Annotated in this window: 26 protein-coding genes; 7 read left to right on the plus strand and 19 right to left on the minus strand. The window is 60.1% G+C overall.

What is annotated here, in order from left to right:
- Positions 1-27 precede the first annotated feature (27 nt).
- The 7 genes from atpE to mnmG all read right to left on the minus strand — a co-directional run bounded on the left by atpE (position 28) and on the right by mnmG (position 6516).
- Positions 28-276 (minus strand): F0F1 ATP synthase subunit C, encoded by a 249-nt coding sequence (gene atpE, locus AC26AR_RS16700; RefSeq protein ID WP_011508579.1) that lies wholly within the window; start codon positions 274-276, stop codon positions 28-30.
- Positions 277-376: 100 nt separating this feature from the next.
- Positions 377-1240: a F0F1 ATP synthase subunit A gene (gene atpB, locus AC26AR_RS16705; protein WP_077379803.1), complete on the minus strand. Its 864-nt coding sequence runs from the start codon at positions 1238-1240 to the stop codon at positions 377-379.
- A 9-nt stretch (positions 1241-1249) separates the two neighbouring features.
- The gene (locus tag AC26AR_RS16710; RefSeq protein WP_077380014.1) at positions 1250-1654 is read right to left on the minus strand and encodes an ATP synthase subunit I; all 405 of its coding nucleotides are present in this window, start codon (positions 1652-1654) and stop codon (positions 1250-1252) included.
- 392 nt (positions 1655-2046) lie between these two features.
- Positions 2047-3012, minus strand: coding sequence for a ParB/RepB/Spo0J family partition protein (locus tag AC26AR_RS16715; protein WP_084209564.1), 966 nt, complete (start codon positions 3010-3012; stop codon positions 2047-2049).
- Positions 3013-3030: 18 nt separating this feature from the next.
- The gene (locus tag AC26AR_RS16720; protein ID WP_077379799.1) at positions 3031-3798 is read right to left on the minus strand and encodes a ParA family protein; all 768 of its coding nucleotides are present in this window, start codon (positions 3796-3798) and stop codon (positions 3031-3033) included.
- Between the two features lie 148 nt (positions 3799-3946).
- On the minus strand, positions 3947-4597 hold the full coding sequence (gene rsmG / locus AC26AR_RS16725; protein WP_191236415.1) for a 16S rRNA (guanine(527)-N(7))-methyltransferase RsmG: 651 nt from the start codon (positions 4595-4597) through the stop codon (positions 3947-3949).
- Positions 4594-6516: a tRNA uridine-5-carboxymethylaminomethyl(34) synthesis enzyme MnmG gene (gene mnmG / locus AC26AR_RS16730; protein ID WP_077379795.1), complete on the minus strand. Its 1923-nt coding sequence runs from the start codon at positions 6514-6516 to the stop codon at positions 4594-4596. Before mnmG ends, rsmG begins: the two co-directional genes overlap by 4 nt.
- Positions 6517-7581: 1065 nt before the next feature.
- Between mnmG and AC26AR_RS16735 the strand changes: the two genes are divergently transcribed.
- Complete coding sequence (locus AC26AR_RS16735; RefSeq protein WP_404626175.1) at positions 7582-7863, plus strand: hypothetical protein; 282 nt, start codon at positions 7582-7584, stop codon at positions 7861-7863.
- A 41-nt stretch (positions 7864-7904) separates the two neighbouring features.
- Here AC26AR_RS16735 and AC26AR_RS16740 read toward each other — a convergent pair whose 3' ends face one another.
- From AC26AR_RS16740 to argC, 5 genes are all read right to left on the minus strand, one after another.
- Positions 7905-8651 (minus strand): amino acid ABC transporter ATP-binding protein, encoded by a 747-nt coding sequence (locus AC26AR_RS16740; protein WP_077379793.1) that lies wholly within the window; start codon positions 8649-8651, stop codon positions 7905-7907.
- A gap of 94 nt (positions 8652-8745) precedes the next feature.
- Complete coding sequence (locus tag AC26AR_RS16745) at positions 8746-9417, minus strand: amino acid ABC transporter permease (RefSeq protein ID WP_488107344.1); 672 nt, start codon at positions 9415-9417, stop codon at positions 8746-8748.
- Positions 9418-9574: 157 nt separating this feature from the next.
- Complete coding sequence (locus AC26AR_RS16750; protein ID WP_077379789.1) at positions 9575-10336, minus strand: transporter substrate-binding domain-containing protein; 762 nt, start codon at positions 10334-10336, stop codon at positions 9575-9577.
- 206 nt (positions 10337-10542) lie between these two features.
- Positions 10543-10896: an iron-sulfur cluster insertion protein ErpA gene (gene erpA, locus AC26AR_RS16755; RefSeq protein WP_077379786.1), complete on the minus strand. Its 354-nt coding sequence runs from the start codon at positions 10894-10896 to the stop codon at positions 10543-10545.
- A 146-nt stretch (positions 10897-11042) separates the two neighbouring features.
- Positions 11043-12086: an N-acetyl-gamma-glutamyl-phosphate reductase gene (gene argC, locus AC26AR_RS16760; protein ID WP_488107345.1), complete on the minus strand. Its 1044-nt coding sequence runs from the start codon at positions 12084-12086 to the stop codon at positions 11043-11045.
- A 245-nt stretch (positions 12087-12331) separates the two neighbouring features.
- On the opposite strand from argC, the gene AC26AR_RS16765 reads away from it, so the two are divergent.
- The 6 genes from AC26AR_RS16765 (at position 12332) to AC26AR_RS16790 (ending at position 19348) form a co-directional block, all read left to right on the plus strand.
- The gene (locus AC26AR_RS16765) at positions 12332-14092 is read left to right on the plus strand and encodes a chloride channel protein (RefSeq protein WP_077379782.1); all 1761 of its coding nucleotides are present in this window, start codon (positions 12332-12334) and stop codon (positions 14090-14092) included.
- A gap of 189 nt (positions 14093-14281) precedes the next feature.
- Positions 14282-14713: a protoporphyrinogen oxidase HemJ gene (gene hemJ, locus AC26AR_RS16770; protein WP_084209561.1), complete on the plus strand. Its 432-nt coding sequence runs from the start codon at positions 14282-14284 to the stop codon at positions 14711-14713.
- Positions 14714-14727: 14 nt separating this feature from the next.
- Positions 14728-15567 (plus strand): bifunctional hydroxymethylpyrimidine kinase/phosphomethylpyrimidine kinase, encoded by an 840-nt coding sequence (gene thiD, locus AC26AR_RS16775; RefSeq protein WP_488107346.1) that lies wholly within the window; start codon positions 14728-14730, stop codon positions 15565-15567.
- Between the two features lie 251 nt (positions 15568-15818).
- On the plus strand, positions 15819-17111 hold the full coding sequence (hemL, locus tag AC26AR_RS16780; protein WP_191236417.1) for a glutamate-1-semialdehyde 2,1-aminomutase: 1293 nt from the start codon (positions 15819-15821) through the stop codon (positions 17109-17111).
- Positions 17112-17239: 128 nt separating this feature from the next.
- Positions 17240-18817 carry a bifunctional aminoglycoside phosphotransferase/ATP-binding protein gene (locus AC26AR_RS16785; RefSeq protein WP_240499628.1) on the plus strand — a complete coding sequence of 526 codons (1578 nt, stop codon included), beginning with the start codon at positions 17240-17242 and terminating at the stop codon, positions 18815-18817.
- A 120-nt stretch (positions 18818-18937) separates the two neighbouring features.
- Positions 18938-19348, plus strand: a complete 411-nt coding sequence (locus tag AC26AR_RS16790) for a hypothetical protein (RefSeq protein ID WP_488107347.1) — start codon at positions 18938-18940, stop codon at positions 19346-19348.
- A gap of 149 nt (positions 19349-19497) precedes the next feature.
- Here AC26AR_RS16790 and AC26AR_RS16795 read toward each other — a convergent pair whose 3' ends face one another.
- The 7 genes from AC26AR_RS16795 to AC26AR_RS16825 all read right to left on the minus strand — a co-directional run bounded on the left by AC26AR_RS16795 (position 19498) and on the right by AC26AR_RS16825 (position 25504).
- Entirely contained in the window at positions 19498-20604 is a 1107-nt protein-coding gene (locus tag AC26AR_RS16795; protein ID WP_084209559.1) for a hypothetical protein, read from the minus strand.
- A gap of 266 nt (positions 20605-20870) precedes the next feature.
- Positions 20871-21359 carry a hypothetical protein gene (locus AC26AR_RS16800; RefSeq protein WP_488107348.1) on the minus strand — a complete coding sequence of 163 codons (489 nt, stop codon included), beginning with the start codon at positions 21357-21359 and terminating at the stop codon, positions 20871-20873.
- Between the two features lie 356 nt (positions 21360-21715).
- Complete coding sequence (locus AC26AR_RS16805) at positions 21716-22552, minus strand: CsgG/HfaB family protein (RefSeq protein ID WP_077379767.1); 837 nt, start codon at positions 22550-22552, stop codon at positions 21716-21718.
- A 27-nt stretch (positions 22553-22579) separates the two neighbouring features.
- Positions 22580-22993: a curli assembly protein CsgF gene (locus tag AC26AR_RS16810; protein ID WP_077379765.1), complete on the minus strand. Its 414-nt coding sequence runs from the start codon at positions 22991-22993 to the stop codon at positions 22580-22582.
- A 78-nt stretch (positions 22994-23071) separates the two neighbouring features.
- Entirely contained in the window at positions 23072-23575 is a 504-nt protein-coding gene (locus tag AC26AR_RS16815) for a CsgE family curli-type amyloid fiber assembly protein (protein WP_077379763.1), read from the minus strand.
- An 11-nt stretch (positions 23576-23586) separates the two neighbouring features.
- A complete protein-coding gene (locus tag AC26AR_RS16820) occupies positions 23587-24270 on the minus strand; it encodes a LuxR C-terminal-related transcriptional regulator (protein ID WP_077379761.1) in 684 nt (227 codons plus the stop codon).
- A gap of 583 nt (positions 24271-24853) precedes the next feature.
- Positions 24854-25504 carry a LuxR C-terminal-related transcriptional regulator gene (locus AC26AR_RS16825; protein WP_077379759.1) on the minus strand — a complete coding sequence of 217 codons (651 nt, stop codon included), beginning with the start codon at positions 25502-25504 and terminating at the stop codon, positions 24854-24856.
- Positions 25505-25593 lie beyond the last annotated feature (89 nt).

A 25593-nucleotide genomic window follows, 5' to 3' on the forward strand; every position in this document is an offset into this window, starting at 1 on the left:
CACGGTTGGCCTGTGGCCAGCCGATGTTTAACCGACAAACGGGTTGGCGAAGGTGAAGAACAGCGCGATACCGACACCGATCATGGTCACGGCATCCAGCAGACCAGCGACGATGAACATCTTGACCTGCAGCTGCGGGATCATTTCCGGCTGACGCGCGGCGCCTTCCAGGAACTTGCCACCGAGGATACCGAAACCGATGGCGGTGCCCAGGGCGCCCAGACCGATCAGCAGGGAGACGGCGATAGCGGTCATGCCAAGAACTTGTGCTTCCATTGTGGAACTCCAGTTTTAGTCAAGTTTAAGTCAAGGGTTGAGGGTGTGAGCAGAGCTCGGAAATCTTGCCCCGCGCCACGAATGGCACGGGGCGGGTACATCAGTGATCTTCGCTGGCCATGCTCAGATAGACGATGGTCAGCATCATGAAGATGAATGCCTGCAAGGTGATGACCAGGATATGGAAGACTGCCCACGGGAAGTGGAGCGGCAACTGCCAGATACCGACCAGCGAGATCAGAATGAAGATCAACTCGCCTGCATACATGTTACCGAACAGACGCAGCGCCAGAGAGATCGGCTTGGCGATCAGCGTCACGAATTCAAGCAGGAAGTTGACCGGGATCAGCGCGATCTGTGCCAGCTTGTTCGGGGTATTGAACGGGTGCAGCGTCAGTTCGGCCACGAAGCCCTTGAGGCCCTTGACGCGAATGGAGTAGAAGATGATCAGCGCGAACACGGACAGTGACATGCCCAGTGTGGCGTTGATGTCGGTGGACGGTACCACCTTGAAGAACACGTGAGCCGGATCGGCGCCGAACATCTCGCCAACCTTGGCAGCAACGCCCGGCAGCCAGTCGACGGGGACCAGGTCCATCAGGTTCATCAGGAAGATCCAGCAGAAGATCGTCAGCGACAGCGGCGCGATCAAGCGGGAACGACCGTGGAAGGTCTCCTTGACGGACTGATCGACGAACTCGACCATCAGCTCGACGAAGTTCTGCAGACCACTCGGCACGCCGGTGGTCGCGGACTTGGCGACCTTGCGGAACAGGCACAGGAAGATCAGACCCAGCCCGATGGACCAGCCCATGGTGTCCAGATGGATGGCCCAGAAGCCCATGTCGGAGGCTTCCTGGGCACTGTGCGCCATGGACCACCCGTGTTCGGGGTGGTTACCGAACGTCAGATTCTGCAGGTGGTGCTGAATATATTCGGAGGGACTCGGGTTGGTGCCTGCCATTACTCTGCCTCAGGTTCGTGTGTACGGTGTTCGCTTCACCAGCCAGGGGCCCAGCCAGTGAACCGCCATTGCCGCCACGTAAGCGCAAAAAAATAAAGCGGGGTTTGAGGGCGGCACTGCAATGAAGAAGAATGCAAACAATACGGCCGTCAAACCGAACTTACCGGCCTCAGCCTGATAGAAGGCCTTGACCATCGCCTGGGCGTAACGTGCACCCGTCACGCGCAATGAACGCCAGGCAAAGAACAGGTTGGGCAGCAGGCAGACCAGGCCACCACACAGGGCAGACAATGCCGCGCCGCTTCCCTTGCTCACCCAGGACAGGAGTACGGCACACAGAATCACCAGCGCCTGGCCCCAGAGAAGTCGCGCGACCTGAGGGCGTCGCAAGGCAGCGGGTGTCGTCTTGTGCATCGTGAACCTGTCCATCGCAGTGATGACTCTCGCCAATCCCTGTCACTGCGCATCCTGCAGCCGGGGAGCAAACTCGCCGGATTATAGGGGAGCGCCGCATCGCCATCAACCAAACTGCCGGCTAAATTCCTTGATCTTTCGCAAGCTTACGACCAAAGCCTCACCATCTTGCGTGAAACAGATGACAGTTGGCTTACGTTGACAGTCGCTTGCGATGCAGGCGACGTAGGGTTGCGCCTATCACAACCCGCCGTCAAGACGATCTTGCCGCTCCGGTCAGAGAAACGCACTTCGTGGCCCTGCGACAATACGTCACAGGGCCACGAAAACGACCAGAGAAGCACGGAAAGATTCGATGTCAGCCGATCACCTGCACCGAAGGCACGCCATGCCTAGTGGATATGACCGAGAATGCCATCCAACTCATCCAGGCTGGTATAGGAGATGGTGACCTTGCCCTTGCCGCTCTTGCCATGACGGATATTGACCGCCGCCCCCAACTGCTCTGACAGCCGGGTCTCCAGGCGCTGGATGTCCGCATCTGGCCTGGGCGCGGAAGGCTTGGTCTGCTCTCCTTTCTGCACGCTTTTCACCAGCGCTTCCGTCTGGCGCACGGTCAGCTCACGCTCGACCACCTCATGAGCCAGCTTGCGCTGACGTGCAGGACTGAGCCCGATCAGGGTACGGGCATGGCCCATGTCCAGCTCACCGCGTTCCAGCAGTGTCTGCACTTCCTGGTCCAGCGTCAGCAGACGCAACAGGTTGGCCACTTGCGCACGTGAGCGACCGACGGCATCCCCGACCTGCTGCTGAGTCAGTTCGAACTCATCGAGCAGGCGCTTGAGCGCCATGGCCTCTTCGACCGGATTGAGATTCTCGCGCTGGATGTTCTCGATCAGCGCCAGAGCCAGCGCGATCTCGTCACTAATGCCTTCCCGGATGACGGCCGGAATGGTGTCCAGTTCCGCCAGCTGGGACGCCCGCCACCGCCGTTCACCCGCGATGATCTCGTAACGTCCTTCCGCGATGGGCCGCACCACGATGGGCTGCATGACCCCCTGGGCACGAATGGAATCCGCCAGTTCTTCCAGCGCTTCCGGCTGGATGTCACGCCGCGGCTGGTACTTGCCACGTTGCAACTGCCCCAGCGGCAGTCGCTCGAGGCGCTCGCCGGACAGCACGGCTGCCTCGGCCCCGGTATCCGTCGCACCACCAGCGGCATTCCCGCCGTCGGGCGACAAGGCGTCAGTCGTGGCCGCCGGCAGGGCGCCTTCGGCATCAGATTCGGCATGGCGGCGGCGATTGCCAGCGCCGATCAGGGCATCCAGGCCCCTTCCCAGGGCACGCTTACGCGTCATGGACCTTCCTCGGTGAAGTTACAGCGAGAGACGACGAATCAATTCCTTGGCGAGCACGCGATAGGCCTGGCTGCCACGCGACAGACGCGCGTACTTGGTGACCGGCAGACCATGGCTCGGCGCTTCGGCCACCCGCACGTTGCGTGGAATGGTGGCCTTGATCAGGGTATCGCCAAAGTAATCGGAAAGTTGCTTGCTGACATCGCGGGTCAGACTGTTGCGGGCGTCGTACATGGTGCGCACGATCCCGAACACGTCGAGGGCCGGATTCACGTTGCCCTGTATCTGCTCGACGGTATCCAGCAGCGCTGACAGGCCTTCCAGAGCATAGAACTCGCACTGAAGGGGAATCAGGACGCCATGGGCGGCGGTCAGGGCATTGACGGTCAGCATGTTGAGCGAGGGCGGGCAGTCGATCAGCACCACATCATATTCCGAGGCGATCGGGGCGAGTGCCTCGGCAAGACGCCGCTCGCGCCCTTCGACATCCAGCAGGTCGACTTCGGCGGCCGTGAGATCGCCATTGCCCGGCAACAGGGCATAGCCGGCATCCGGGCAGTCGAGAATCACGTCGCTGGCCCGCAGTTCACCCAGCAGCACGTCCAGCACGCTGCCTTCCAGGTCATGCTTGTCGATGCCACTGCCCATGGTGGCGTGGCCCTGGGGGTCGAGGTCGATCAGCAATACGCGGCGATCGAGCGCCGCCAGCGAAGCGGCGAGATTGACGGCTGTCGTGGTCTTGCCGACACCACCTTTCTGGTTGGTCAGCGCGATGATCTTGGTCACGAGCGACTTCCTTGGTTCCTTGAGAAGCGGGGCCTTTGGCACCAGCCGCATGCTCACGAGGGCAGATCATGGATCTGCCCTCCCAGAGCCTCAGGCTGCCTGCCTTTTGCGCCCGGCACAATCCCTGCACGCGCCGCGAGACGAGCGGTCAGTCGCGTTTCAAGCGCAGAAGGTGACGTTCACCTTCTTCTCCCGGGACACACAGTCTGAGCGTCTCGACCAGCGAGACACCCGCCGGCAACCGTGCGATCTCGTCATTAGGGATGCGACCTTTCATCGCCAGCCATTCGCCGCCTTCTGCCAGTACGGCGCCTGACAGATTGACGAAGGCGTCAGTATCGGCGAAGGCCCGCGAGATGATCTGCTCGAAGGGCGCGCCATCATAGGCTTCGATACGCACCTGAGTCGGGCTCAGGTTCTTCAGGCCCAGCTCGTGGCCGGCCTGAATCTGGAAACGCACCTTCTTGCCATTCGAATCCAGCGGTACGACAGCGATGTCGGGACGCATGATCGCGATCACGAGACTCGGCAGGCCCGGACCGGCACCGACGTCCAGCAGGCGTGGCCCGCTGATGTGGGGCAGCACGCTGAGGCTATCCAGCAGATGGCGCGTCACCATCGCCTCCGGCTCACGTACCGCGGTGAGGTTATAGGCGCGATTCCACTTGTGCAACAGCACCAGCAGCGTCATCAGCTGCGCATGCTGCTCATCACTCAGCGCCACTCCCATGGCGCTGGCACCGCGACTGAGCAACTGGGCGCAACGCGCACGCTGCGTCTCGTTGAGCGTCTGACTCATTGCGCGACTCCCGTGTCAGCCGTATCGGTATCTGCTGGAGTCTCCGCCTTGATCAACTGCCGTTTCTTCAAGTGAATCAACAGGATGGAAACCGCTGCTGGCGTGACACCGGAAATGCGGCCTGCCTGGGCAAGCGTCGCCGGGCGCGCTTCATTGAGCTTCTGCTTGATCTCGTTGGACAGGCCATCGACGGAGTCGTAATCGAGACTGGCCGGCAATTCGGTGTGCTCATGACGACGCAGGCGGTCGATCTCTTCCTGCTGACGCTGGATGTAGCCCGCGTACTTGGCGGTGATCTGCACCTGCTCGGCGATGCGCCAGTCGTCGACTCCTTCCCCTTTCAGGCCTGCCACATCCGGATACTCGAGCTCCGGACGCTTGAGCAGCTCCATCAGGCTGGCTTCACGCTTGAGCGGTGAGCTGAGCTTGTCGCTCAGCGGGGCCAGCTCCGGGCTCTTTGGCGTCAGCCAGGTGCTTTGCAGACGAGCGGTCTCGCGCTCGATCGCTTCGCGCTTCTGCTCGAACGCCGCCCAGCGCGCGTCATCGATCAAGCCGAGTTCGCGGCCCTTGGCAGTCAGACGCAGATCCGCATTGTCCTCGCGCAGCAGCAGACGATATTCGGCACGTGAGGTGAACATGCGATACGGCTCGCGAGTGCCGAGGGTGATCAGGTCATCGACCATCACGCCGGTGTAGGCCTCGTCGCGCAGTGGATGCCAGGCCTCGTCGTCAGTGGCGCGCAAGGCGGCGTTGACGCCTGCCAGCAGGCCCTGGGCACCGGCTTCTTCATAGCCGGTGGTGCCGTTGATCTGACCGGCGAAGTACAGATTCTTGATGAAACGCGTCTCCAGGGAGTGATGCAGATCCTGGGGATTGAAGAAATCGTATTCGATGGCGTAGCCGGGACGCGTGATGTGCGCGTTTTCCATGCCACGAATCGAGCGTACCACCTCGAGCTGCGTATCGAAGGGCAGCGAGGTGGAGATGCCATTGGGGTACAGCTCGTGGGTATTCAGGCCTTCCGGCTCGATGAAGACCTGGTGGCTGTTCTTGTCGGCGAAGCGATGCACCTTGTCCTCGATGGACGGGCAGTAACGCGGCCCGATGCCATCGATGACGCCGGAGTACATCGGCGAGCGATCGAGATTGGCGAAGATGATCTCGTGAGTGCGCTCGTTGGTATGCGTGATGAAGCAGTTGACCTGCTCCGGATGCATTTCCCGACTGCCCATGTAGGACATCACCGGGCGCGGTGCGTCACCCGGCTGAGCTTCCATCTTGCTGAAATCGACGCTCTTGGCATCGATGCGCGGCGGGGTACCGGTCTTGAGCCGATCAACCCGGAATGGCAGCTCGCGCAGACGTGACGCCAGGCCATTGGCGGGCGGATCCCCGGCACGTCCACCGGCATGGTGATCCAGGCCGATATGAATCACGCCACCGAGGAAGGTCCCGGTCGCCAGCACCACCGTGGTGGCGTGGAAACGGATGCCGGTCTGGGTGACGACACCCCGTACGGTCTCGCCTTCGACGATCAGGTCTTCCGCACCCTGCTGGAACAGCGTCAGGTTCGGCTGGTTCTCCAGCACGTTGCGAATCGCCGCCTTGTACAGCGCCCGGTCGGCCTGTGCTCGAGTGGCACGTACCGCCGGGCCCTTGCGGGCATTCAGCGTGCGGAACTGGATACCCGCCATGTCGGTTGCCAGGCCCATGGCACCGCCCAGCGCATCGATCTCCTTGACCAGATGGCTCTTGCCGATCCCACCGATGGCGGGATTGCAGGACATCTGCCCCAGGGTCTCGATGTTATGGGTCAGCAGCAGGGTCTGACGGCCCATGCGGGCAGCCGCCAGTGCGGCTTCCGTACCGGCATGACCGCCGCCGATGACGATCACGTCAAAGCGGTTCGGGTAATCCACGTTGGCACCTCGGGGTATCACGAAACTTGGATGAAGCGCTGTTCGCATGGTGGCGAATCAGGCAAATCGGCCAGACACGACGATGACTCGATGTCTGGATGAATCCGGGACTGACGAACGTCATGGCGAAGACAAGGCGCCGCAGACGGCATGAGCTCGACCCGATGGGGAGCCTGCAAGCCAATCGGATGACGTTCGGGCCGCACAGTATAAACCGCCTGTGGGTAAGCGTCAGGAGTTTTCCACAGTGCCATGGCAGGACACGCCATGCAGTGGACTCGCGGATGTTTCTCTCAGGGCATCAATCGCGACAGTGAGTCGAGCCCGTGTCGAGTGTGTGTGGCGTAGGGGGTTTTCCCGAGGACTGGGTCGGATCGTCCTGCCGTTCGTTATCCCGAACACCTTGGGAAGTGAGCTTCCTCGAACCCGGTCTTTCGGGGTGTCCGAACGTCCTTCGGGTTTCCGGATAACAAGATTATATAAAGAAAAGAAAAAGGGGTTCTGTTGATGTTGTAACTACTGTTGTGGACAAAATCAGTGGGAAATCGACTTTATCTCTTAAAAATCAGTATCTTACGATGTTGATATAGTTGGGGAGAAAATGCGTGCTACCTGAGGACGCCACCGGTGGCTTCCTGTGGATGAAACACCGCCTTGTCCACAAGCCCAGTTATCCTCGTTTTCATACCGTGCTGGTACCGGACTTTTCTGCCCTGCTGTGCACAAGTGGCCAGTTTACCCACAACCCCTAGTGCTGCAAGGGCTAACGTACAGAAGGCCGCGGATGATGCCGCAAAATGTCCACAGAGGCAAATCGTCTTCACCTCGACACGCCAACTCTGTAGATAGTACGGGGATAAGCCGTGAGTGAATGGCTACGCTGCCCAGCAGTGGTGCCCTGAGAGATACGATGATACTGCTGTGGATAGTTGTTGGCGTGATTGAGGCTTGCATACCGGTGCCTGGTCGGCCAGACGACTCATGGGCTGACATCAGGCGTGTGTTATCACCAGCCACGGCCCCTTGCAGGTGATGTTTCGAGCGCCTTTCGCGTCAGGACGTGCGGTGTCAAAGACCGGCCCTTCGGCGACTGATGAAGTGAATCGAGAGCCTCAGCGAGGCTGGGGGCGTGACGTGAGAGGCAGCCAAGGCGGGGCGAATCATCTGATTTCGTTGCATGAAAAAAGCGCGAAATCGTCAGTCGAGATCGAAAAACTTCATTTCGAATGCCAGAACTCCCGTCATTCGGGCCACAACAGACACGTCTATCGCCAGGTGATGCTCTGGATTGGCCAGGAATTGCCTCTTCACGGCGTGGCATTCGGGCAAAAAAAAGCCCCGACCTGACGGTCGGGGCATGGCCTCTCTCAAGAGATGGCAGCGGGGGTTCAGTGCTTGAGAACGCGCGCCAGGAAGCTCTGGGTGCGCGGATGACGAGGGGTGTCGAAGACCTCGCTCGGAGTGCCTTCCTCGACGATGCTGCCCTGGTGGACGAAGACGACGCGATCCGCGACTTCACGCGCGAAGCTCATCTCATGCGTGACGATCATCATCGTCATGCCGTCGCGTGCCAGCTCACGCATCACGTCCAGCACCTCCCCGATCATCTCGGGGTCCAGTGCGGAGGTGGGTTCATCGAACAGCATCAAGCGGGGTTCCATCGCCAGTGAGCGGGCGATGGCGACGCGTTGCTGCTGGCCGCCTGACAGCTGGCCGGGGTACTTGTCGGCCTGCTCGAGAATATTGACCCGCTCGAGCAGCGTGTCGGCCTGTCGCTCGGCGGTCGCCCGGTCACTGCCGCGCACCTTGATGGGGGCCAGGCTGACGTTGTCACGTACCTTCATGTGCGGAAAGAGATTGAACTGCTGGAAGACCATGCCGACTTCGGTGCGAATCGTCTTCAGCGCTCGGTGGCTCTTGCCGTGGGGGATCAAGGACTGTCCGTCCACTTCGATGCTGCCGCCCTGGAACTCCTCGAGGCCATTCACGCAGCGGATCAGCGTCGACTTGCCGGAACCACTGGCGCCGATGATCACCACCACTTCCCCCTGGGCGACCTCGAGATCGATGTCCTTGAGCACATGCAGGCTGCCGAAGTGCTTGTTGATCTTTTGCATGTTCACGATGGCGGTCATCAGGCGCTCCTGGCCGGCGCGAAGGGCTGGCTGATCGGGAAAGAGGAAGAGGGTGTCAGCGCGGTTGTCGCCTGGTGGGAAAGCACGGTAGAGATCATTGGCCCACCAGTCCGCGACGCTCCAGCATCCGTAGCCCGAAGGACAGGCTCAGCGTGATGACGAGGTAGAGCATGGCGACCATGAAGTAGGTTTCCAGCGCGTTGAAGGTGGTGGCAATGTAGATCTGGCCCTGACGGACCAGCTCACCGACACCGATCACCGAGAACAGCGAGGTGTCCTTGATGGACACGATCCCCTGATTGCCGAGCGCCGGGATCATGCGACGCAGTGCCTGTGGCCAGATGATGTAGCGGAAGGTCTGGGGGGTGGAAAGGCCCAGTGACAGTCCGGCCTCGCGTTGTCCGCGGACGATGGACTGCACGCCACCACGTACGATCTCGGAGATATAGGCCGCGGAATTGAGCGCGATGGCAGCGATACCGGCGGTCAGGGCATCGATGGGACCCCCGATGATCTGCGGCAGACCATAGAAGATGAACAGGACCTGCACCAGCACGGGCGTGCCGCGGAAGATCTCGATGTAGGCGGTGGCGACCCAGCGCAGTATCCGGCTGGGGGAGAGGCTCAGCAGGCCGAACAGGATGCCGAGCACGAAGCCGATGGCCAGGCCACCGAAGGAAATGGCGAGGGTCCAGGGGATCCCCTCGAGCAGGTACGGCACGGAGGAAATCGCCGCCTGCCAGTCAAACTGGAATTGAACGTCCACGTGGGGCTCCTTGGCACCATCATCTCGCGCCTCAGGACATGGTGAGGGGGAGCTCGTCAGGACAGACGCCACGGCCATTGGCATGCCGTGGCGTCCGGATGGCAGAAATCATGGTTCGTGGTGAAGAAGGCGTCAGAGAACTCTGGCGAGGATGGCGTTATTCGCTGTCGCTCGGCAGGGCGCCGAACCACTTCTGATAGATCTCGGCGTAGCTGCCATCGGACTTCATCTCGGCCAGTGCCTTGTTGGCGGCGTCGGTCCACTCACTGCCCTCGGTGAAGGCGATGCCGTACTGCTGACCTTCATAGAGCGGGCCCACTGTCTTCACGCGACCGTTGCCCTTGGTCTTGGCGAAGTAGCCGACATTGGGAGCGTCATAGAAGACGGCATCGACGCTGCCGGACATCAGTGCCATGTACATGTCGGCGCTGCCGGGATAGGGCGTGATGGTGGAGTCTTCCAGATTGGCGGTGAGGTAGTCATAGCTGGTGGAGCCGATCTTGGTGCCGATCTTCTTGCCTTCCAGCCCCTCGATGCCCTCGATGTCGCCATTGTTGGCTGCGGTCAGGATCCGCAGGCCGGAGTCGTAATAGGGGTCGGTGAAGTCGACGATCTTCTCGCGGGCCTCGGTGATGGTGATGCCGGCGATGGCGACATCGACGCTGCCGGTCTGTACGGCCGGGATGATGCCATTGAAGTCCATGGTCTTGAGGTCGATATCGAAACCGGCGCGCTCACCGATGGCGTTGAGGATGTCGATATCGAAGCCGACCATCTTGCCGCTTTCCTGATCGAGCATCTCGAAAGGCACGAAGCTCGGGTCAGTCGCGGCCTTGAGGGTGACGGCATGGGCGGCACTGGCCATCAGGGTGGCGGCCGCGAGACCGGACAGCGAGGCCAGCAGGTGGGATCTACGCATTTTACATGCCTCTTTATATTTAGATTTTAGGATGTAGTGCGTTTTCAGAGTGACGAGAGCACAAGATCCCGTCAAGTCTGCGAGCGCCGCCGTGCGGCGGGTTGGCATTCGCAACCTGCTGAGATAGTGAAAAAAAATCGCCCCCTATCGGAAACCGATAAGGGGCGATCAGGTGGCGGCATCGCGCCGGATGTCATGCTGCGCCGTCAGACCATGAAGGACGAACCACAGCCACAGGTGCTGGTGGCATTCGGGTTCTGGATCAGGAAACGCGCCCCGGCCAGACCTTCCTCGTAGTCGATCGTCGAGCCGACCAGATACTGGTAGGACAGCGGGTCGATCACGACCGCGGCTTCGCCCAGCTCGACCACGGTGTCGTCCTCAGCCATGTCGGTGGCGATATCGAAACCGTACTGGAAGCCGGAACAACCACCGCCAGTGACGTAGACCCTGAGACGCAGCTCCGGGTTGGCTTCTTCCGCGCGCAGCGCAGCGATCCGGGCCTTGGCGCTCTCGGATAGATACAGCGGCGTGGGGATGAAGCTTTGTGCTTCGCTCATGCGGGCCTCCTCGAAGGAGTCGGAGGCCGGGCGCTGAAGACAGCGCCCGGCACGGTATAGAGAACGGAATGCTGCCTATTATCCCTATATCCGAGCAAAAGGGTCAACTTTGTCTGACGTGCTGCCTTGCTGGCGACGCTGGCGGCTCAGGGCATCATCGCCGGCGCCCCGATGCCGGTCATCTCATCCAGGCCGAACATCAGGTTGAGGTTCTGGATGGCCTGACCTGATGCGCCCTTGACCAGATTGTCGATCACCGACAGCACGACCAAGGTGTCGCCATTGCCCGGACGATGCAGGGCGATGCGGCACAGGTTGGTGCCACGCACGCTGCGGGTCTCCGGATGGCTGCCCAGCGGCATGACATCGACGGCGGGGTGATCGGCGTAACGCTGCTCGAACAGCGCCTGCAGATCTTCCAGCGTACCGCTGAAGCCGCTCAGGCGCGGATAGAGAGTGGAGTGGATGCCACGGATCATCGGCGTCAGGTGCGGGACGAAGGTGAGGCCGACCGCGTTGCCCGCTGCCATGTCCAGCCCCTGGGTGATTTCCGGCAGGTGACGGTGACCGGAGGCGCCGTAGGCCTTCATGGACTCGCCGGCTTCACACAGCAGCGAGCCGACCTTGGCACCGCGACCGGCACCGGAAACGGCGGACTTGCAGTCGGCGATGATGTTGTCGGTCTCGATCAGGCCGGCTTCCAGCAGCGGAATGAGCCCCAGTTGCACGGAGGTCGGGTAGCAGCCCGGCACCGCGATCAGACGGGCTTCACGGATGGCGTCGCGATTGACTTCCGGCAGGCCGTAGACGGCTTCGCCGAGCAGTTCCGGTGCACCATGCGGCTGGCCATACCATTCGGCCCAGACGTCGGCGTCCTTGATGCGGAAGTCCGCGGACAGGTCGATCACGCGGGTGCCGCGGGCCAGAAGGTCGCCGGCCAGCGCATGAGCGACGCCATGCGGCGTGGCGAAGAACACGGCGTCACAGGCTGCCAGCACCTCGGCATCCGGCTCGCTGAACGCGAGGGTGTCGTAGTGGCCGCGCAGATTGGGGTACATCTCGTCGACACGCACGCCCTTCTCGCTGCGTGAGGTGATCACGGTCACTTCCACCTGCGGGTGGCTGGCCAGCAACCTGAGGAGCTCCACTCCGGTGTAACCGGTGCCGCCGACGATACCTACCTTGATCATGCTGCCTCCCCGCTTTCGAGCGGTGTCCTGTTGATACGAATGTGACTCGTGTGTCCGGCTTGCTGATGCGACCTTTTGCGGCCTGTGCGCGAGACAGGCGTTGCGCCATGCTGTGCCGAGGTTGTCGGATTGTGCACGGTCGCGACGGTGCGCAATCGATATGATACACAGGTGTCAGGCGGGCAGTAATGTGCTGCCGACATGGATGTTCATCGTCATCGTCAGTGCCTTTCAAGGAGTCGTGAGTGTCACGCCTGTCGCGCCCGCATCTGCCTCGTCCCAGTCTCGACAATTTCCGGCGCAAGCTGGCGGCGGTCGATGCCCTTCCCCAGCTGTGTCTGCTGGGACTGATCGCTGGCCTGCTGACCGGCTCGTTGATGGTCGGTTTCCGACTGTTGCTGAGCGCGGGGGCACTCGGCTTCATGCCGGATGACAGTCCGGAAAACTTCGAGGGCCTGGCGCCCTGGGTGCGCGCGTCATTGCCCTTGCTGGCCGTGCTGGTGATCGGCATCGTGCTCGGTCGTCAGCATCCTGCTCAGCGCAAGCTTGGCATCGGTCATGTCATCGAACGCCTGACCTACCATCAGGGCAAGATGCCGCTGCGTGCCTGGCTCAATCAGATCGTGGTCGGCGTCGTGAGCGTGCTGGGTGGCCTGTCCGCCGGACGTGAAGGACCGGCCATCCACCTCGGGGCTGGCGCTTCCAGCTGGGTCGGAGAGCGTCTCAAGCTGCCCAACAACAGTCTGCGAGTGCTGGTTGCCTGTGGCACGGCAGCGGGAATTTCCGCCTCCTTCAATACGCCGATCGCCGGTGTCATCTTCGCCATGGAAGTGGTGATGATGGAGTACACCCTGACAGGCTTCATGCCGGTGATTCTGGCTTCGACCGCGGGTGCGGTCGTCTCGCAGCTCGTCTATGGCGCCGAACCAGCGTTCGCGGTGCCTTCTCTGCTATTGCACTCGCTGCTGGATCTCCCCTGGGTCGTGATCACGGCACTGGTGATCGGGCTGCTGGCGGGAGGTTTCGTTCACCTGGCCCGGCAGCAGGAGCGTGCCGCGCGTCTGACATGGTCAGGACGGATGGCACTGGTGGGGCTCTCGACGGCCGCCGTGGCCTGGTGGTACCCGCAGGTGCAGGGAATCGGCTATGACAGCCTCGCCCAGCTGCTCGACGGTCAGCTGGCGCTGGATGTGCTGCTGGCGCTGGTCATCGGCAAGCTGATGCTGTCGGCGATATGCGTCGCCTGTGGAGTGCCCATCGGCATCATCGGCCCCGTCGTGGTGGCCGGTGCTGCCGCGGGTGCCCTGATGGGCATGCTGGGCGGCTGGATCTTGCCGGACCAGGCCTCGGACATCGCGCTCTACGCCCTGCTCGGCATGGCGGCGATGATGGGGGCAGTGCTTCAGGCTCCGCTGGCGGCGCTGATGGCACTGCTCGAACTGACGCATTCTCCCAATATCATCCTGCCCGGCATGCTGGCCGTGGTAGTGGCGGGGCTGACCTGCCGCCAGCTGTGCCATTGCCAGGGATTCTTCATCTCGACGCTGACGGCGCAGGGCTTGCACCCGCTTCAGCAACCCTTGATGCAGGCGCTTTCCCGAGTCGCGGTGCCGGCGGTGATGGAGCGCTCCGTGGTCAGCGTGCCGCGGCGCATCACTCGTGAGCGTGCCCGCGCCCTGCTCGAGAGCAAGCCTGTCTGGCTGGTGGTCACGCGTTCGACGCCGGAAAAGCCGATGGTGGCGCTGCCGGCGGCGGATCTGGTGAGGGTGTTGATGGATGAGCACTGGCGAGAGCAGGAAGCGCTCGACCTGCTCGAGATCCCCGCTCAGCGTCTGGATCTCGCCCCGATCCATCTGCAGGCAACGCTGTCGGAAGCCTATGAGCGGCTGCTGCCGAGCAATGTCGATGCGCTCTATGTGGAGCACACCACGGCCCCGATGATTCGCAAGATTTCAGGTATCATCACGCGTGATGCAATAGAGAGCTACTATCGATACAAGCCGTGAAAGGGGCGATCTCGACCCGAGCGTGGTTCAGGTCGTCGGTATCGGCGCTTGACATCCGGCAGGGCTTCGGGATGTGACCGGATACCGCATGTGCCCGGCGCTGCGAACATGGCACCTTGTCGGCCTGTCGAGTTGAGTGACACTGCCCCTTTCCTTGTATCTTCCGCCCCTGACTGACGGAGTTTCCCCATGTATCTGTGGATCAAGGCGTTCCATCTGATTGCCGTGGTGTGCTGGTTTGCCGCCCTGTTCTATCTTCCGCGTCTTTACGTCTATCACGCCCAGGCGCGTGATGCCGGCGACATCAAGGCCATCGAGTACTTCAAGACCATGGAGCGCAAGCTCTACCGCGGCATCATGATGCCGTCGATGATCGCGACCCTGGTGCTGGGCATCTGGCTGCTGGCACTGGTGCCGAGCTTCATGAGCATGGGCTGGATGCACCTCAAGCTGGCCATGGTCGTGCTGCTGGTCGGCTATCACCATGCCTGTGGGCTGTACCTGAAGCAGTTCGCTGCCGATACCTGCAAGCGAACCTCACGCTACTTCCGCTTCTTCAATGAAGTACCGGTACTGATGCTGGTGGTGATCGTCATCTGCGTCATCGTCAAACCGTTCTGAGAGCCAGCGCTGCCATGACTGAGTGTCCAGCAAGACTGCCCTGTGTTCTGGTGCTGGCGGGCCATGATCCCAGCGGCGGGGCAGGCCTGATCGCCGACAGTGAGGCGATTCGGGCCGGTGGTGGCTGGGCACTGACGGTGCCGACGGCGCTGACGGTACAGAATTCCGGCAATGTCAGCGCCGTGATCCCACAGTCGGGCGAGTCGATTCTGGCGATGGCACATGCCCTGCTCGATGATTTTCGGCCTCGGGCGCTCAAGATCGGACTTCTCGCCAGTCACGAAGCGCTGATGGCGACGGTCACGCTGATCGATGAACTTCGCCAGCGCTGGCCCGGGCTTCCGATGGTATGGGACCCGGTGCTCAAGGCCGGCGGAGGCCATGAGCTCTCCAGTGAAGCGCTGATCCAGCAGGCGCGCGAAACGCTGCTGGCGCGGGTGGATGTCATCACGCCCAATCGTGGCGAGCTTGCGCGTCTGGCAGCCTGTCCTGCGGGTGCCGGCGAGAATGAGCTCGCCGAGCGCTTGCTGATGGAAGGTGCAGGCGCCGTGCTGGTCACCGGGACTGACCCCCTGGATCATGATGACGCCTCGCTCTCTGAGCCATCCGTCACCCATCGTCTCTATCGTCGCAAGCATCGCAGGCTGTCTCTGGACTGTCCGCGGCTGCCGGGCAGCTTCCATGGCAGTGGCTGCACTCTCGCCTCGCATCTGGCCGTGCGCCTGGCTCGTGGCATGTCGCTGGAACCGGCATGGCGTGCGGCGCAGCAGGCGACCTGGCAGAGTCTGGTCGCTGGCCGGGAGCGCGAGCTCAAAGGCCTTGCGCCCGGAGCCCAGCAGCTGCCCTGGCGCTAGCGGTCCTGCTCCTTTCATGCCGGCTTCCAGGCACTGCCGCGGCTGCATCCTGCCCGTGAGTCGCGTTAAGCTGTCGCCATCAAGCGCATCAGGTTATCCACAACGGCTGATGTCTCGCGGCTGGGTGCTCCCATCCTCGGCAGTTGTGGATAACGCGATGTCTCGTTTATCCACACCGTCTTGAGTCATCAATGACTCTTTCCCATTTTTCGCGGCCGTCGTGCCGCACCGTGTCCCTCAAGAGGTATGTCATGACCACGTCCGCTGCCCAGTTCGAACGCGCCAGCCGTCACATTCCCGGTGGCGTCAATTCGCCGGTTCGCGCCTTCAAGGGACTGCATCGTCCGCCGGTGTTCATCGATCATGCCAAGGCTGCCTATCTCTTCGATGTCGAAGACAAGCGCTATATCGATTACGTCGGTTCCTGGGGACCGATGATCACCGGCCATGCCGATGAAGACGTGCTCAACGCCGTGCGTGAGCGACTCGAGAGCGGTCTGTCCTTTGGTGCGCCCACCGAGATCGAATCCGAGATGGCCGAGCTGATCTGCGAGATGCTGCCAAGTCTCGACATGGTGCGCATGACCAACTCCGGCACCGAAGCCACCATGTCGGCGATCCGCCTGGCGCGTGGTTTCACCGGTCGCGACAAGATCGTCAAGTTCGAAGGCAACTACCATGGCCACTCGGACTCGCTGCTGGTCAAGGCCGGCTCAGGTGCGCTGACCCATGGCGAGCCCAGCTCCCCGGGCGTGCCGGCCTCGCTCGCCGAGCACACCATCACGCTGGACTACAACGACGCCGAAGGTGTGCGCCGTTGCTTCGCCGAGCTGGGTGATCAGATCGCCTGCATCATCGTCGAGCCGGTGGCCGGCAACATGAACTGCATTCCGCCGGTGCCGGGCTTCCTGGAGAGCCTGCGTGAAGTGTGTGATGCCCATGGCAGCGTGCTGATCCTCGATGAGGTGATGACGGGCTTCCGTGTCGCGCTGGGTGGCGCTCAGGCGTATTACAACATCACGCCGGACCTGACCTGCCTGGGCAAGATCGTCGGCGGCGGCATGCCGGTGGGCGCCTTCGGCGGCAAGCGCGAGATCATGCATCATCTCTCGCCGCTGGGCCCCGTCTACCAGGCGGGCACCCTGGCCGGCAATCCGCTGGCGATGGCTGCCGGGGTCGCGCTGCTGCGCAAGCTCCAGGCACCGGGCTTCCATGCCGAGCTGACCCGCAAGGTCGAGATGCTGTGTGACGGCCTGGAGAGTCGTGCCAAGGCCGCCGGCATCGCCGCGATCACCCAGCGGGCAGGTGGCATGTTCGGACTGTTCTTCACGGATCAGGCCGCGGTCACCGATTTCCAGTCTGCCACGCGTTGCCGCCAGGAAGACTTCGCGACCTTCTTCAACGGCATGCTGGCAGAGGGAGTCTATCTGGCGCCGTCAGCCTATGAGGCAGGTTTCATGTCCGCCGCCCACAGCGACGAGGATATCCAGGCCACTCTTGAGGCTGCCGAGCGCGTCTTTGCACAGATGGCAGCCTCGGCCTGAGTCGGTCAGACGGTAGAAGCCGGTATCGACCCGCTCGGCAGGCTGCCGGGCGGGCCGCCATCCGGTACACTTGCCGCCAACGATAGCGATTGCGCTAATGACCCTATAGCCAGCTTGCCTTAGCGGAGATGACCTTGAGCCAGGCCCTGATTCGAGCCCTTCACACCGCCGATTGCTTCGATCACCCCGTGAAGGATATCGAAGTGCACGAGACGCACATCTCGTGGATCGTGCTGACCGGCGACTACGCCTACAAGATCAAGAAGCCGCTGGATTTCGGCAGCTTCCTGGATTTTTCCACGCTGGAGCGTCGCAAGCACCTGTGTGAACAGGAGGTGCGCCTCAATCGCCGTCTGGCACCGACGCTCTATCTGGATACCGTGCCGATTTCCGGCACGCCGGAGGCGCCACGCATCAATGATGAGAGTGCCGTCTTCGAGTATGCGGTGAAGATGCGTCAGTTCTCCAACCGGCACCTGTTCAGCGCCTTGCAGGCCAGCGGTGAGCTGTCGCTGGAGCTGCTGGACGACCTGGTCGATCAGCTGGTGGCCTTCCACGAGCAGGCTGAACGCATCCAGGGTGACAGTGATCTTGGCAGCCCGCAGATGGTCAGCCGTACCATCGACAATGAGTTCACGTTGATTCGTCCGCGCCTCGAAGAGGAGGCTGCGCTCAAGCGTCTGGCGCTGTTGCAGGAGTGGACGGAAGAGACCTTCCAGCGTCTCCAACCGGAATTCGAGCGTCGTTGGCAGGAAGGCTTCGTGCGCGAGACCCATGGCGACATCCATCTGGGCAACGCCGTACGTCACGAAGGCCGAGCCTTGCTCTTTGATGGTATCGAGTTCAATGAAGAGCTGCGCTGGAACGATGTCGGCTGTGATCTGGCCTTCCTGGTGATGGATCTGGAAGCCCGTGATGAGCCGGCCTTCGCCCATCACGCCCTGAATCGTTACCTGGAGCTTTCGGGTGATTACTCGCTGGTGCGTCTGCTGCCGTACTACAAGATCTATCGCGCGCTGATTCGGGCCAAGGTCGCGATGATTCGCTATCACCAGCCGGAGTTGAGTGACGCGGATCGTCTCGACGTGATGGCGGAGTATGAGCGCTATATCGAGCTGGCGGAGCGCTACAGCGAGATCCGCTTCCCGTACATGATCATCGGCGTGGGGGTCTCCGGTAGCGGCAAGAGTCGCTTCACCGAAGAAATGGTGCGTGAGCTGGGGGGTGTGCGCATCCGCAGCGATGTCGAGCGCAAGCGTCTGTATGGCTTTGCCGCGGATGCCGACACCGGCTCGGGTCTCAATGGTGGCATCTATACGCCGCAGGCGACGCATGCGACCTACGAGCGGCTGTCGAATCTGTCAGCCACCCTGCTGGAATCGGGAATCCCCGTGTGCATCGATGCCACCTGCCTGAAGAAATCACAGCGTGATCGTCTGCGTCACGAGGCAGAAGCCCGTGGCCTGCCCGTGCTGATGATCAGCTTCGAGGCCGATGAGGAGACGCTGCGCAGGCGCATCGTCAAGCGCAGTCAGCGTAGTGGCGAGGCGTCCGAGGCGGGGCTTGAGGTGCTGGACAAGCAATTGGCCAATCGTGAGCCGTTCGCGCCTGAGGAGCATGGTCAACTGATCCATATCGACACGACAGCGCCCAACGCTAACGTAACGTTGGCACGCTTGATCCGCGAGCAGCTTAGACTGCACTAAGCCCAACGACATGCTGAAAGGAGCATGGCGAGTGATCGTCATGCTCCTTTCATTTTTGGCAAATGCTTGCACGAATCCCCGATCTGCATTTGAGAACCCTGCATCAGATAAGGAAATACCATGCGTCATAATCTTGCACCTACCGCTGCCGTCGCCATCAGCCTTGTACTGCTCGCCGGTTGCTCAAGTCAGCCTTCCACGGCGGATCTGATGCGGGGGCAGGCAGAGGAAGCCAAGGCTGTCGCCCAGGTGCGCGATCAACTGGCCGACCAGTGGGAAGAGGGCAAATCACTGGTCGCGGCAGGTGAGAAACAGATCGTCAGTGGTGAAGATCTCGTCGATGACGGAGAAGCCAATATTCGCAAGGGCCAGGCCTTGATCGAAAAGGGCAACAAGCAGATCAAGAAAGGCAAGGGCCGTATCACCAGTGGCAACAAGCAGGTCGCCCAGGGTCGCAAGATGGTGGATGAGAGCCTCTCGACCTATCGCCAGTCTTTCCCGGAACAGTCCGTGACACTGGAAAAGAAGTAACCCGCCATCGCGATAATCATTTCGCAGCTGATACTGGAAGGCCGCTGACATTCGTGTCGGCGGCCTTTTCCTTTGATGGCATCACCAGAGCTTAAAAATGAAAAACCCCGCTTGCGCGGGGTTCTGTAAGACATCTTGGCTGGGCGTGATCAGTACTGCATCACGCTCGCCACGTTGCCACCGCCGGTCTGGGTCACGCTGGCCGTGTTCATCGCACCGGACTGCACGACGTGAGCACGGTTGGCGACGAAGCTCAGGATGCCACCTGCCTGCTGAAGGACTTCGGAGCTGTGGCCAGAGCCAGTCTGTTGGACGCGGGCGTGATCGTTGTAGCCAGTCTGGGTGATCAGAGAGTCACTGTTGGTACCACCTTGCTCGACGATGGCGTAGTTGGAATATCCGCTCTGACTGTTGATGGCCAGATTCTCGCTTCCCGTCTGGCTGATGTCGGAGTACTGCAGCATGTCTGACTGAGTCACCCGCGCAGTGTTGTTCGCATTGCTCTGATTGACGAGCGAGTCATGGGAGCTGCCGTCCTGAGTGACTCGTGCGACTTGATTTGCACCGGCCTGGGTGACGGTTGAATCGATACGTGAGCCGGTCTGGGTCACGACGGCAAGGCCCAGTTCACCGGTCTGTGAAACCGTGGAGTTGTTGAAGCGTCCTTCCTGAGTGACACGTGCACGGTTGTACTCACCGGTCTGCATCACATCCGAGGCGTGCTGGTAGCCGGTCTGGGACACCCGGGCAATCGCATAACTGCCTTGCTGAGTGGCCATGGAATCATTGAATACCCCTGTCTGTGTCACGACCAGAGTATTTTCACGCCCTGCCGGCGAGCCGCTGGCACCCTGCCAGGATTCAGAGTGGTTGGCAAAACCATCCTGGGTGACGCGGGTGAGGTGCTTGTAGCTCTTCTGGTTCAGGTCAACGGAATTGTAGGCACCCGTCTGATTGACGATACCGGTGTTGGTGCTGCTGTACTGCTGTGATTTTACCTTGTTGGCACCCCCCAGCTGATTGACGCGAATCGTATGATTGACGCCGTTCTGATAGGTGTTGGCCTTGTTGAAAGCCCCTGTCTGGTCAATATCACTGTCATGTGAGCTGTTGAGCGAGCCGCCATCTCGAGACGTCTGACCTACCTTGGCCTTGTTCATGAAGCCGGTCTGGTCGACATCCGACGTGTTGTTGTCTGCCATGGCGTGAGAAGAGATGGCGATGGCAGCAGCGAGAAGGCTGATTTGAATCTTCATGGTAAGTTCCCTTGTATTGATATTGGTGTCTTCTGTTTTTTATTATGTATTACGTGTGATGCGTCCCCATGGCATGACGGAGATCATGCCGATACTGCTCGGTTGGCGCCGTACTTCAGCGCCGTGATATCAGAGGTTGGTGATGTCATCAGTCCAGCGTTGAAGGTGACATTCCCATTGAATTCGATGCCTTTGTTTCCGGCGTTTTATTCTCGTCTGTTCATTTTCAGCGCATGCACTCGAGAGCGTGATGAACTCAATCAGGTTCATTGTTGAATGACCTGGACCTGCATACGGCCGCGTGCATGCTGGATGATGCTGACGGGCACCTGACTGCTGCCCTGTTGAAGCAGCATCGCGCCTCCCCCCAGCCCGGTCTGCTGAATCAGCGCGGACTGGGAGATGCCCTGCTGCGCGATCAAGGCATCATGACCCTGGCCTTGCTGGAGTATGTTTGCCTCATTCAGGGTGCCATCTTGCAGGATATAGGCGCTGTTTCCGCTTCCCTGCTGCACACTGATCGCCGTATTCATGACGCCTTGCTGGGCGATCATCGAGACGTTGGCCAATCCATGTTGAGAGAGAGTTGCCTCATTGCGGAAGCCATACTGAGCAATGTCGGCGGCGGAGCGGGATGACTCCAGTTCTGAACGGATCGCCAGGTCGCCCGCCATGGCAAGCAAGCTGAAGGTGGAAGCTGCGAATAATAATCCTGCCTGAGATAATCTCTGTCGCGGCTTGCTATCCAGACTCATGGTATCGACCTGTTTTGATCACGTTACTGATGGACTTACTATTGATCTTTACAGGAGCTGGTGCCATCAGCTGTTTTGAGGGTTATGAGAGTGAGAAGAGACTGTCTTTTATCGTCAATCTTGAGGAGGGAGTTAGTGAGTAATAATGGTGTCATTCCCAACAGAATGATGAGGTGGCTCGCTTCGCGAAGACTCAGACCATTAATACTTCAGAAATTCACTTTAATCTCATGTAATGTCAGGTGTTGTTTTTCTCAATGGTATCAATATTTTCAATGATATATAAAAAAGGCACCCTATAGAGGGTGCCTTTCATTACAGAAGAGCCAGCCGGATGTCGAGTGTCTTCGCTCGCGTTACAGCATTGGCGTGGGCGCCTGGAGATAACTCATCAGTTCCGACTTCTGCATGTCCGCCGGGTCTGCCAAGGCCCATAGCTGGCGCTCCACCCCTTGAGCAATCAGGTGGATGACAGCGGCCTCGATGGCCGACATCACGGCTAGCTGGACTGGCTCATTGTTGGTATAGCCTGTCTCCATTTCCAGCAATCGACTGAAATCGATGAAGCGATAGACGCCCGCTCGAAGCTCGCGAGAGTAGATCGTCTTGCTGGTATTGACGTTGGCGATGACCTGGCCGGTGGTGATATCCACTGCGCGCAGATTCACGGTCACCTGGTCGACCTGATACTGACCCGATGCCCCGATACCGAAGTACTCTGCCCCAGAGCCACCTGTCCTGACATTGGAATCAAAGGCGATGATGCCGCCTTCGAAAAGCAGGTTGGCTGCCTGCAATGCCTCAATATCCCCCTGGCCGGTTCTCTCCAGATTGGCCCGGATGATCTTGCGTTCCGTGAGCAGGTTCTGCAGGCCGACACGCTCCAGAGGAATGAACCAGCCGGAGTCGGAGAGAGCGGCACTCAGCATGGCCGCCCCTCCCTGGGTCACTGCCGTGGAGAAGGTACTGGCCGGAGCCGGTCGGTACTGGCCTGTCTGGTCCCGGAAATCGTAGATGGCGACGGGAATTCGCCCGGCTGGTGGCGGGAGATTGATCAGATCGTTGTAGGTGGTGGTTCTTGGCATCAAGGTGCTGGGCATCCCTGCCAGCCCCTCGGTATGCGCCACCATGGGAGCACAGCCCGCAAGCGCCAGGCCGGTCACGGCCATCAGCGAGGTAAGCATCTTCTTCATTCGCGATACCCTTCATCAGAAGTCGTGTCAGAACGCATTGCCTGAGGTGCCAAGATTGATGACGGTCGTTTCTCCGGTCGCACGATCCAGCACCTGCATGGAGAAACCGCCATTGCCGTTACTGACGACCTCGACACGCAACTGGGCGCTGTCGATCACGCTGGTACGGCCTGGCTCACTGGTATCGACGGCATCGGTGATGGCGTCGGAGACCAGGCTGTTGCGAAGGTCACTGATGAAGAGTTCTGTCTCTGAAAGACTGTCGAACGAGTAGGCATCGGGATCCTCATGGGTATCCTGTGCCTGGGCCTTGCTGAGCAGATAGCTGCCATTGAGAGGGTTGCCGCCGAAACTTGGATTGACGGGCTGATAGATGAGTTCGCCGGCATATAGCGGCATCGCCGATAACAGCAACGACACCGCGAGTGTCTGATGCTTCATGATGTTCCCCTGTTCCCTTGCACATTGTCAGGGTCTTCGTGATCGAAGCCCTTTTATTATGGATTCAACCTGTGCTTTTCAGAATTCATCGCCCGCCATGTCCGGGTCGTCCTGGAGTGCTTCCAGCACCTTGCGACGCAGGAACTGGTTGGAGACGGTGGTAACGGCTGAGCTTGCGTAGAGGTCGACGTCATTCACTCTCGGGGGCAGGGTCGCCTCATAGAGAACGGTATTGCCCTCCGTGATCCAGATGAGGCTGCCCCAGCGTGCCGAAGGACGCTCGTGAATACTCAGAGAGGTGTTTCTCAGGGCTGGACTATCAAGGCGTTGCTGGCTGAATTGACGATAGAAGGTCTTGCCGATCATCGTCATGGTGCGATCTATCATCACCCCGTTCAGGCCATCACTGAGTCTGGCGCGAGGCCGCTGGATGGCGACCCCATCGTGGCCATCCGCCCGGGCCCCGCTGCCTTCGCTGGCAACCGAGACTTCTGGTTTCACCGCCTCCGGCGCTGATTGCGCGGAGGCATGCGACATCAGGGAAAGTGCCAGTCCCCATGCAAAGGCATGGTGGACAACCATGCCTGCGGCGCTCACGACATCTGTGCTCGACGAGCGATACGCGGTGTACGTGATACCGGCATGGCAAGGTTCTGGCGAGCCCAGTTCATGGCCTGGATGCGATTGTGCACCTTGATCTTGCGGAAGATGTTGTAGAGGTGTGACTTGACCGTATGTTCGCTGACGAACAGCTGGTCTGCTATCTCGGTATTGGAGGCACCCGTGCCCAGCAGGCCGATGATCTCTACCTCGCGCTGCGTCAGACCGCAGACGGGGCGATAGGCGTTCAGCTGCTGACGACGGTAGAAGTCCAGCAAGCGAGTCATCAGCGGGCGGGACATCCACATGTCGCCTTCCAGCAATTTCGCGATTCCCTTGCTGATCAGCGACAGACTGTCCTGACGATAGAAGACACCCTGCAGGTGCGTGCTGACCAGCAGGCTTGCGGCCTCTTCCTCATCACTGATGTTGATCGCTGCCAGCTCGGCACTGGCATCCTGACTGGCATCAGCATCCCAGCGTTGCATCGTGGTCTCGTCGACGTGGTCGGTATCGAGAAGCACGATCGTCCTGTCTGCCTGCCCTGGGGTGTAATCCTCGTCGGGGCTTGCGGAAGCCACCTGACACTCAAGCTGCTGGCGAATGTAATCCATGAACAGCGCTGACTGCGGATTGCAGTCAGTCACCAGCAGCACCATTGCATTCCCTGTAATCATGGTGCGAGACCTCTGAGTTGTCTTACCGATTTTCTTGGCGGAGCCATTGCGAAAGTGGTTGGAGATGTTGCTGTGACGAGTGGCACTCCTCTGCGTCGGGCATTACGCATCGGGCACCCCTTTATATTTGCCTGATAGGCACGATAAGGCAACCTATATTCAGCACTTGCTAAACTATTAGATTTGTTATTGCTAAATTTGATATGGCGGATTCTGGAAAATAACAACGAAAACAGCACCTAATCCATGATAGGGGTATCTGTCGCCTGACCTTCATCCTGGTGAGTGCAATAAAAACCAGACCATTGCGCTTTTAGGGTTAGGGCTTCTGTTGGTACGAAGGTACCACAAGTCTAATGCCTTCGTGCATCGCTTCCATATCGTTGTGTAATAGGCCTTGTTTTTTTGTAACTGAAGGGTGCGGCCGTGACTGAAAAGCGACGCACTCTGCCAGGATTTCAGAACTAGATCACTCGAATGGAGTGCTTACTACCTGCAAGAGCCCTGCAGGAGTGCTGGTAGTCACTGTGTGATGCGTCGGTCTGGCCTACGCCAGTCGCTCGTATCAGATCGCCCCCGAATTTCAGGTTTCCGGGTTCGGTGATCGATGGGGGGCGTGCTGCGGGAGGTAGAGATTGAGATGCTCGTGCGCCCACTCGATGGCCTGATGCCGGTTGTGAACCCTGATTTTACGAAAGATATTATATAAATGAGACTTTACCGTGTGCTGACTGAGGTTCAAACGTTGAGCAATATCGACATTACTCTGTCGAGTGGCGATCAGGGATAATATTTCCAGTTCCCTTTGCGTCAATCCCATGACAGGTTGGAAGGCGATCTGTTGTTGTTGACGATAATGACGAATCAGCGATTGCATCAATTTTCGCGATAACCATATCTCCTCGTCCAGCATCGCCTTTATACCCTGACTTATCTGAGAAAGATTATCATGTCGGTAGAAGATGCCGTTCAAGGGAACATGCAAAAGCAGGGCGATGGCAGCGTCCTCATGCTCGACATTGAATGCGGCTGACCTGGAAAGCGAGCTCCAGTGGGTCATCTTCGCCAGGTCGCATTGTGCGCTGTCGATCAGCACCAGATTCGGCGTGGCAGGCGTGTCGGCCTCCCTGTCGCAGGCTTCCACGGAGCATTGAAGCTGTTCATGCAGATAATCGACAAACAGCTCAGTCTGTGGAGACAAGGCGGTCACGAACAGGACTTTGGTCGTTTGCATGGGGCACTCCTGCCGTGGTGTCAGAACCTGATGGAACGGTGACAGACCGAAGGATGTAGTGCTTGCCAGGTCAGCGAGTCATCACTCTC

The organism is Cobetia sp. PS-4MA (assembly GCF_057670765.1).

Excerpts from the sequence above, each read along its gene's own strand:
- erpA (WP_077379786.1), bottom strand. The coding sequence starts at position 10,896 with ATGAGCGAAGCACAAAGCTTCATCCCCACGCCGCTGTATCTATCCGAG.
- AC26AR_RS16820 (WP_077379761.1), bottom strand. The coding sequence starts at position 24,270 with ATGATTACAGGGAATGCAATGGTGCTGCTGGTGACTGACTGCAATCCG.
- AC26AR_RS16740 (WP_077379793.1), bottom strand. The coding sequence starts at position 8,651 with ATGACCGCCATCGTGAACATGCAAAAGATCAACAAGCACTTCGGCAGC.
- AC26AR_RS16710 (WP_077380014.1), bottom strand. The coding sequence starts at position 1,654 with ATGCACAAGACGACACCCGCTGCCTTGCGACGCCCTCAGGTCGCGCGA.
- AC26AR_RS16825 (WP_077379759.1), bottom strand. The coding sequence starts at position 25,504 with ATGCAAACGACCAAAGTCCTGTTCGTGACCGCCTTGTCTCCACAGACT.
- AC26AR_RS16795 (WP_084209559.1), bottom strand. The coding sequence starts at position 20,604 with ATGAAGATTCAAATCAGCCTTCTCGCTGCTGCCATCGCCATCTCTTCT.
- atpB (WP_077379803.1), bottom strand. The coding sequence starts at position 1,240 with ATGGCAGGCACCAACCCGAGTCCCTCCGAATATATTCAGCACCACCTG.
- AC26AR_RS16800 (WP_488107348.1), bottom strand. The coding sequence starts at position 21,359 with ATGAGTCTGGATAGCAAGCCGCGACAGAGATTATCTCAGGCAGGATTA.
- AC26AR_RS16805 (WP_077379767.1), bottom strand. The coding sequence starts at position 22,552 with ATGAAGAAGATGCTTACCTCGCTGATGGCCGTGACCGGCCTGGCGCTT.
- atpE (WP_011508579.1), bottom strand. The coding sequence starts at position 276 with ATGGAAGCACAAGTTCTTGGCATGACCGCTATCGCCGTCTCCCTGCTG.
- thiD (WP_488107346.1), top strand. The coding sequence starts at position 14,728 with ATGACTGAGTGTCCAGCAAGACTGCCCTGTGTTCTGGTGCTGGCGGGC.
- AC26AR_RS16750 (WP_077379789.1), bottom strand. The coding sequence starts at position 10,336 with ATGCGTAGATCCCACCTGCTGGCCTCGCTGTCCGGTCTCGCGGCCGCC.
- AC26AR_RS16810 (WP_077379765.1), bottom strand. The coding sequence starts at position 22,993 with ATGAAGCATCAGACACTCGCGGTGTCGTTGCTGTTATCGGCGATGCCG.
- hemJ (WP_084209561.1), top strand. The coding sequence starts at position 14,282 with ATGTATCTGTGGATCAAGGCGTTCCATCTGATTGCCGTGGTGTGCTGG.
- rsmG (WP_191236415.1), bottom strand. The coding sequence starts at position 4,597 with ATGAGTCAGACGCTCAACGAGACGCAGCGTGCGCGTTGCGCCCAGTTG.
- argC (WP_488107345.1), bottom strand. The coding sequence starts at position 12,086 with ATGATCAAGGTAGGTATCGTCGGCGGCACCGGTTACACCGGAGTGGAG.
- hemL (WP_191236417.1), top strand. The coding sequence starts at position 15,819 with ATGACCACGTCCGCTGCCCAGTTCGAACGCGCCAGCCGTCACATTCCC.
- AC26AR_RS16815 (WP_077379763.1), bottom strand. The coding sequence starts at position 23,575 with ATGGTTGTCCACCATGCCTTTGCATGGGGACTGGCACTTTCCCTGATG.
- AC26AR_RS16785 (WP_240499628.1), top strand. The coding sequence starts at position 17,240 with ATGACCTTGAGCCAGGCCCTGATTCGAGCCCTTCACACCGCCGATTGC.
- AC26AR_RS16790 (WP_488107347.1), top strand. The coding sequence starts at position 18,938 with ATGCGTCATAATCTTGCACCTACCGCTGCCGTCGCCATCAGCCTTGTA.
- AC26AR_RS16715 (WP_084209564.1), bottom strand. The coding sequence starts at position 3,012 with ATGACGCGTAAGCGTGCCCTGGGAAGGGGCCTGGATGCCCTGATCGGC.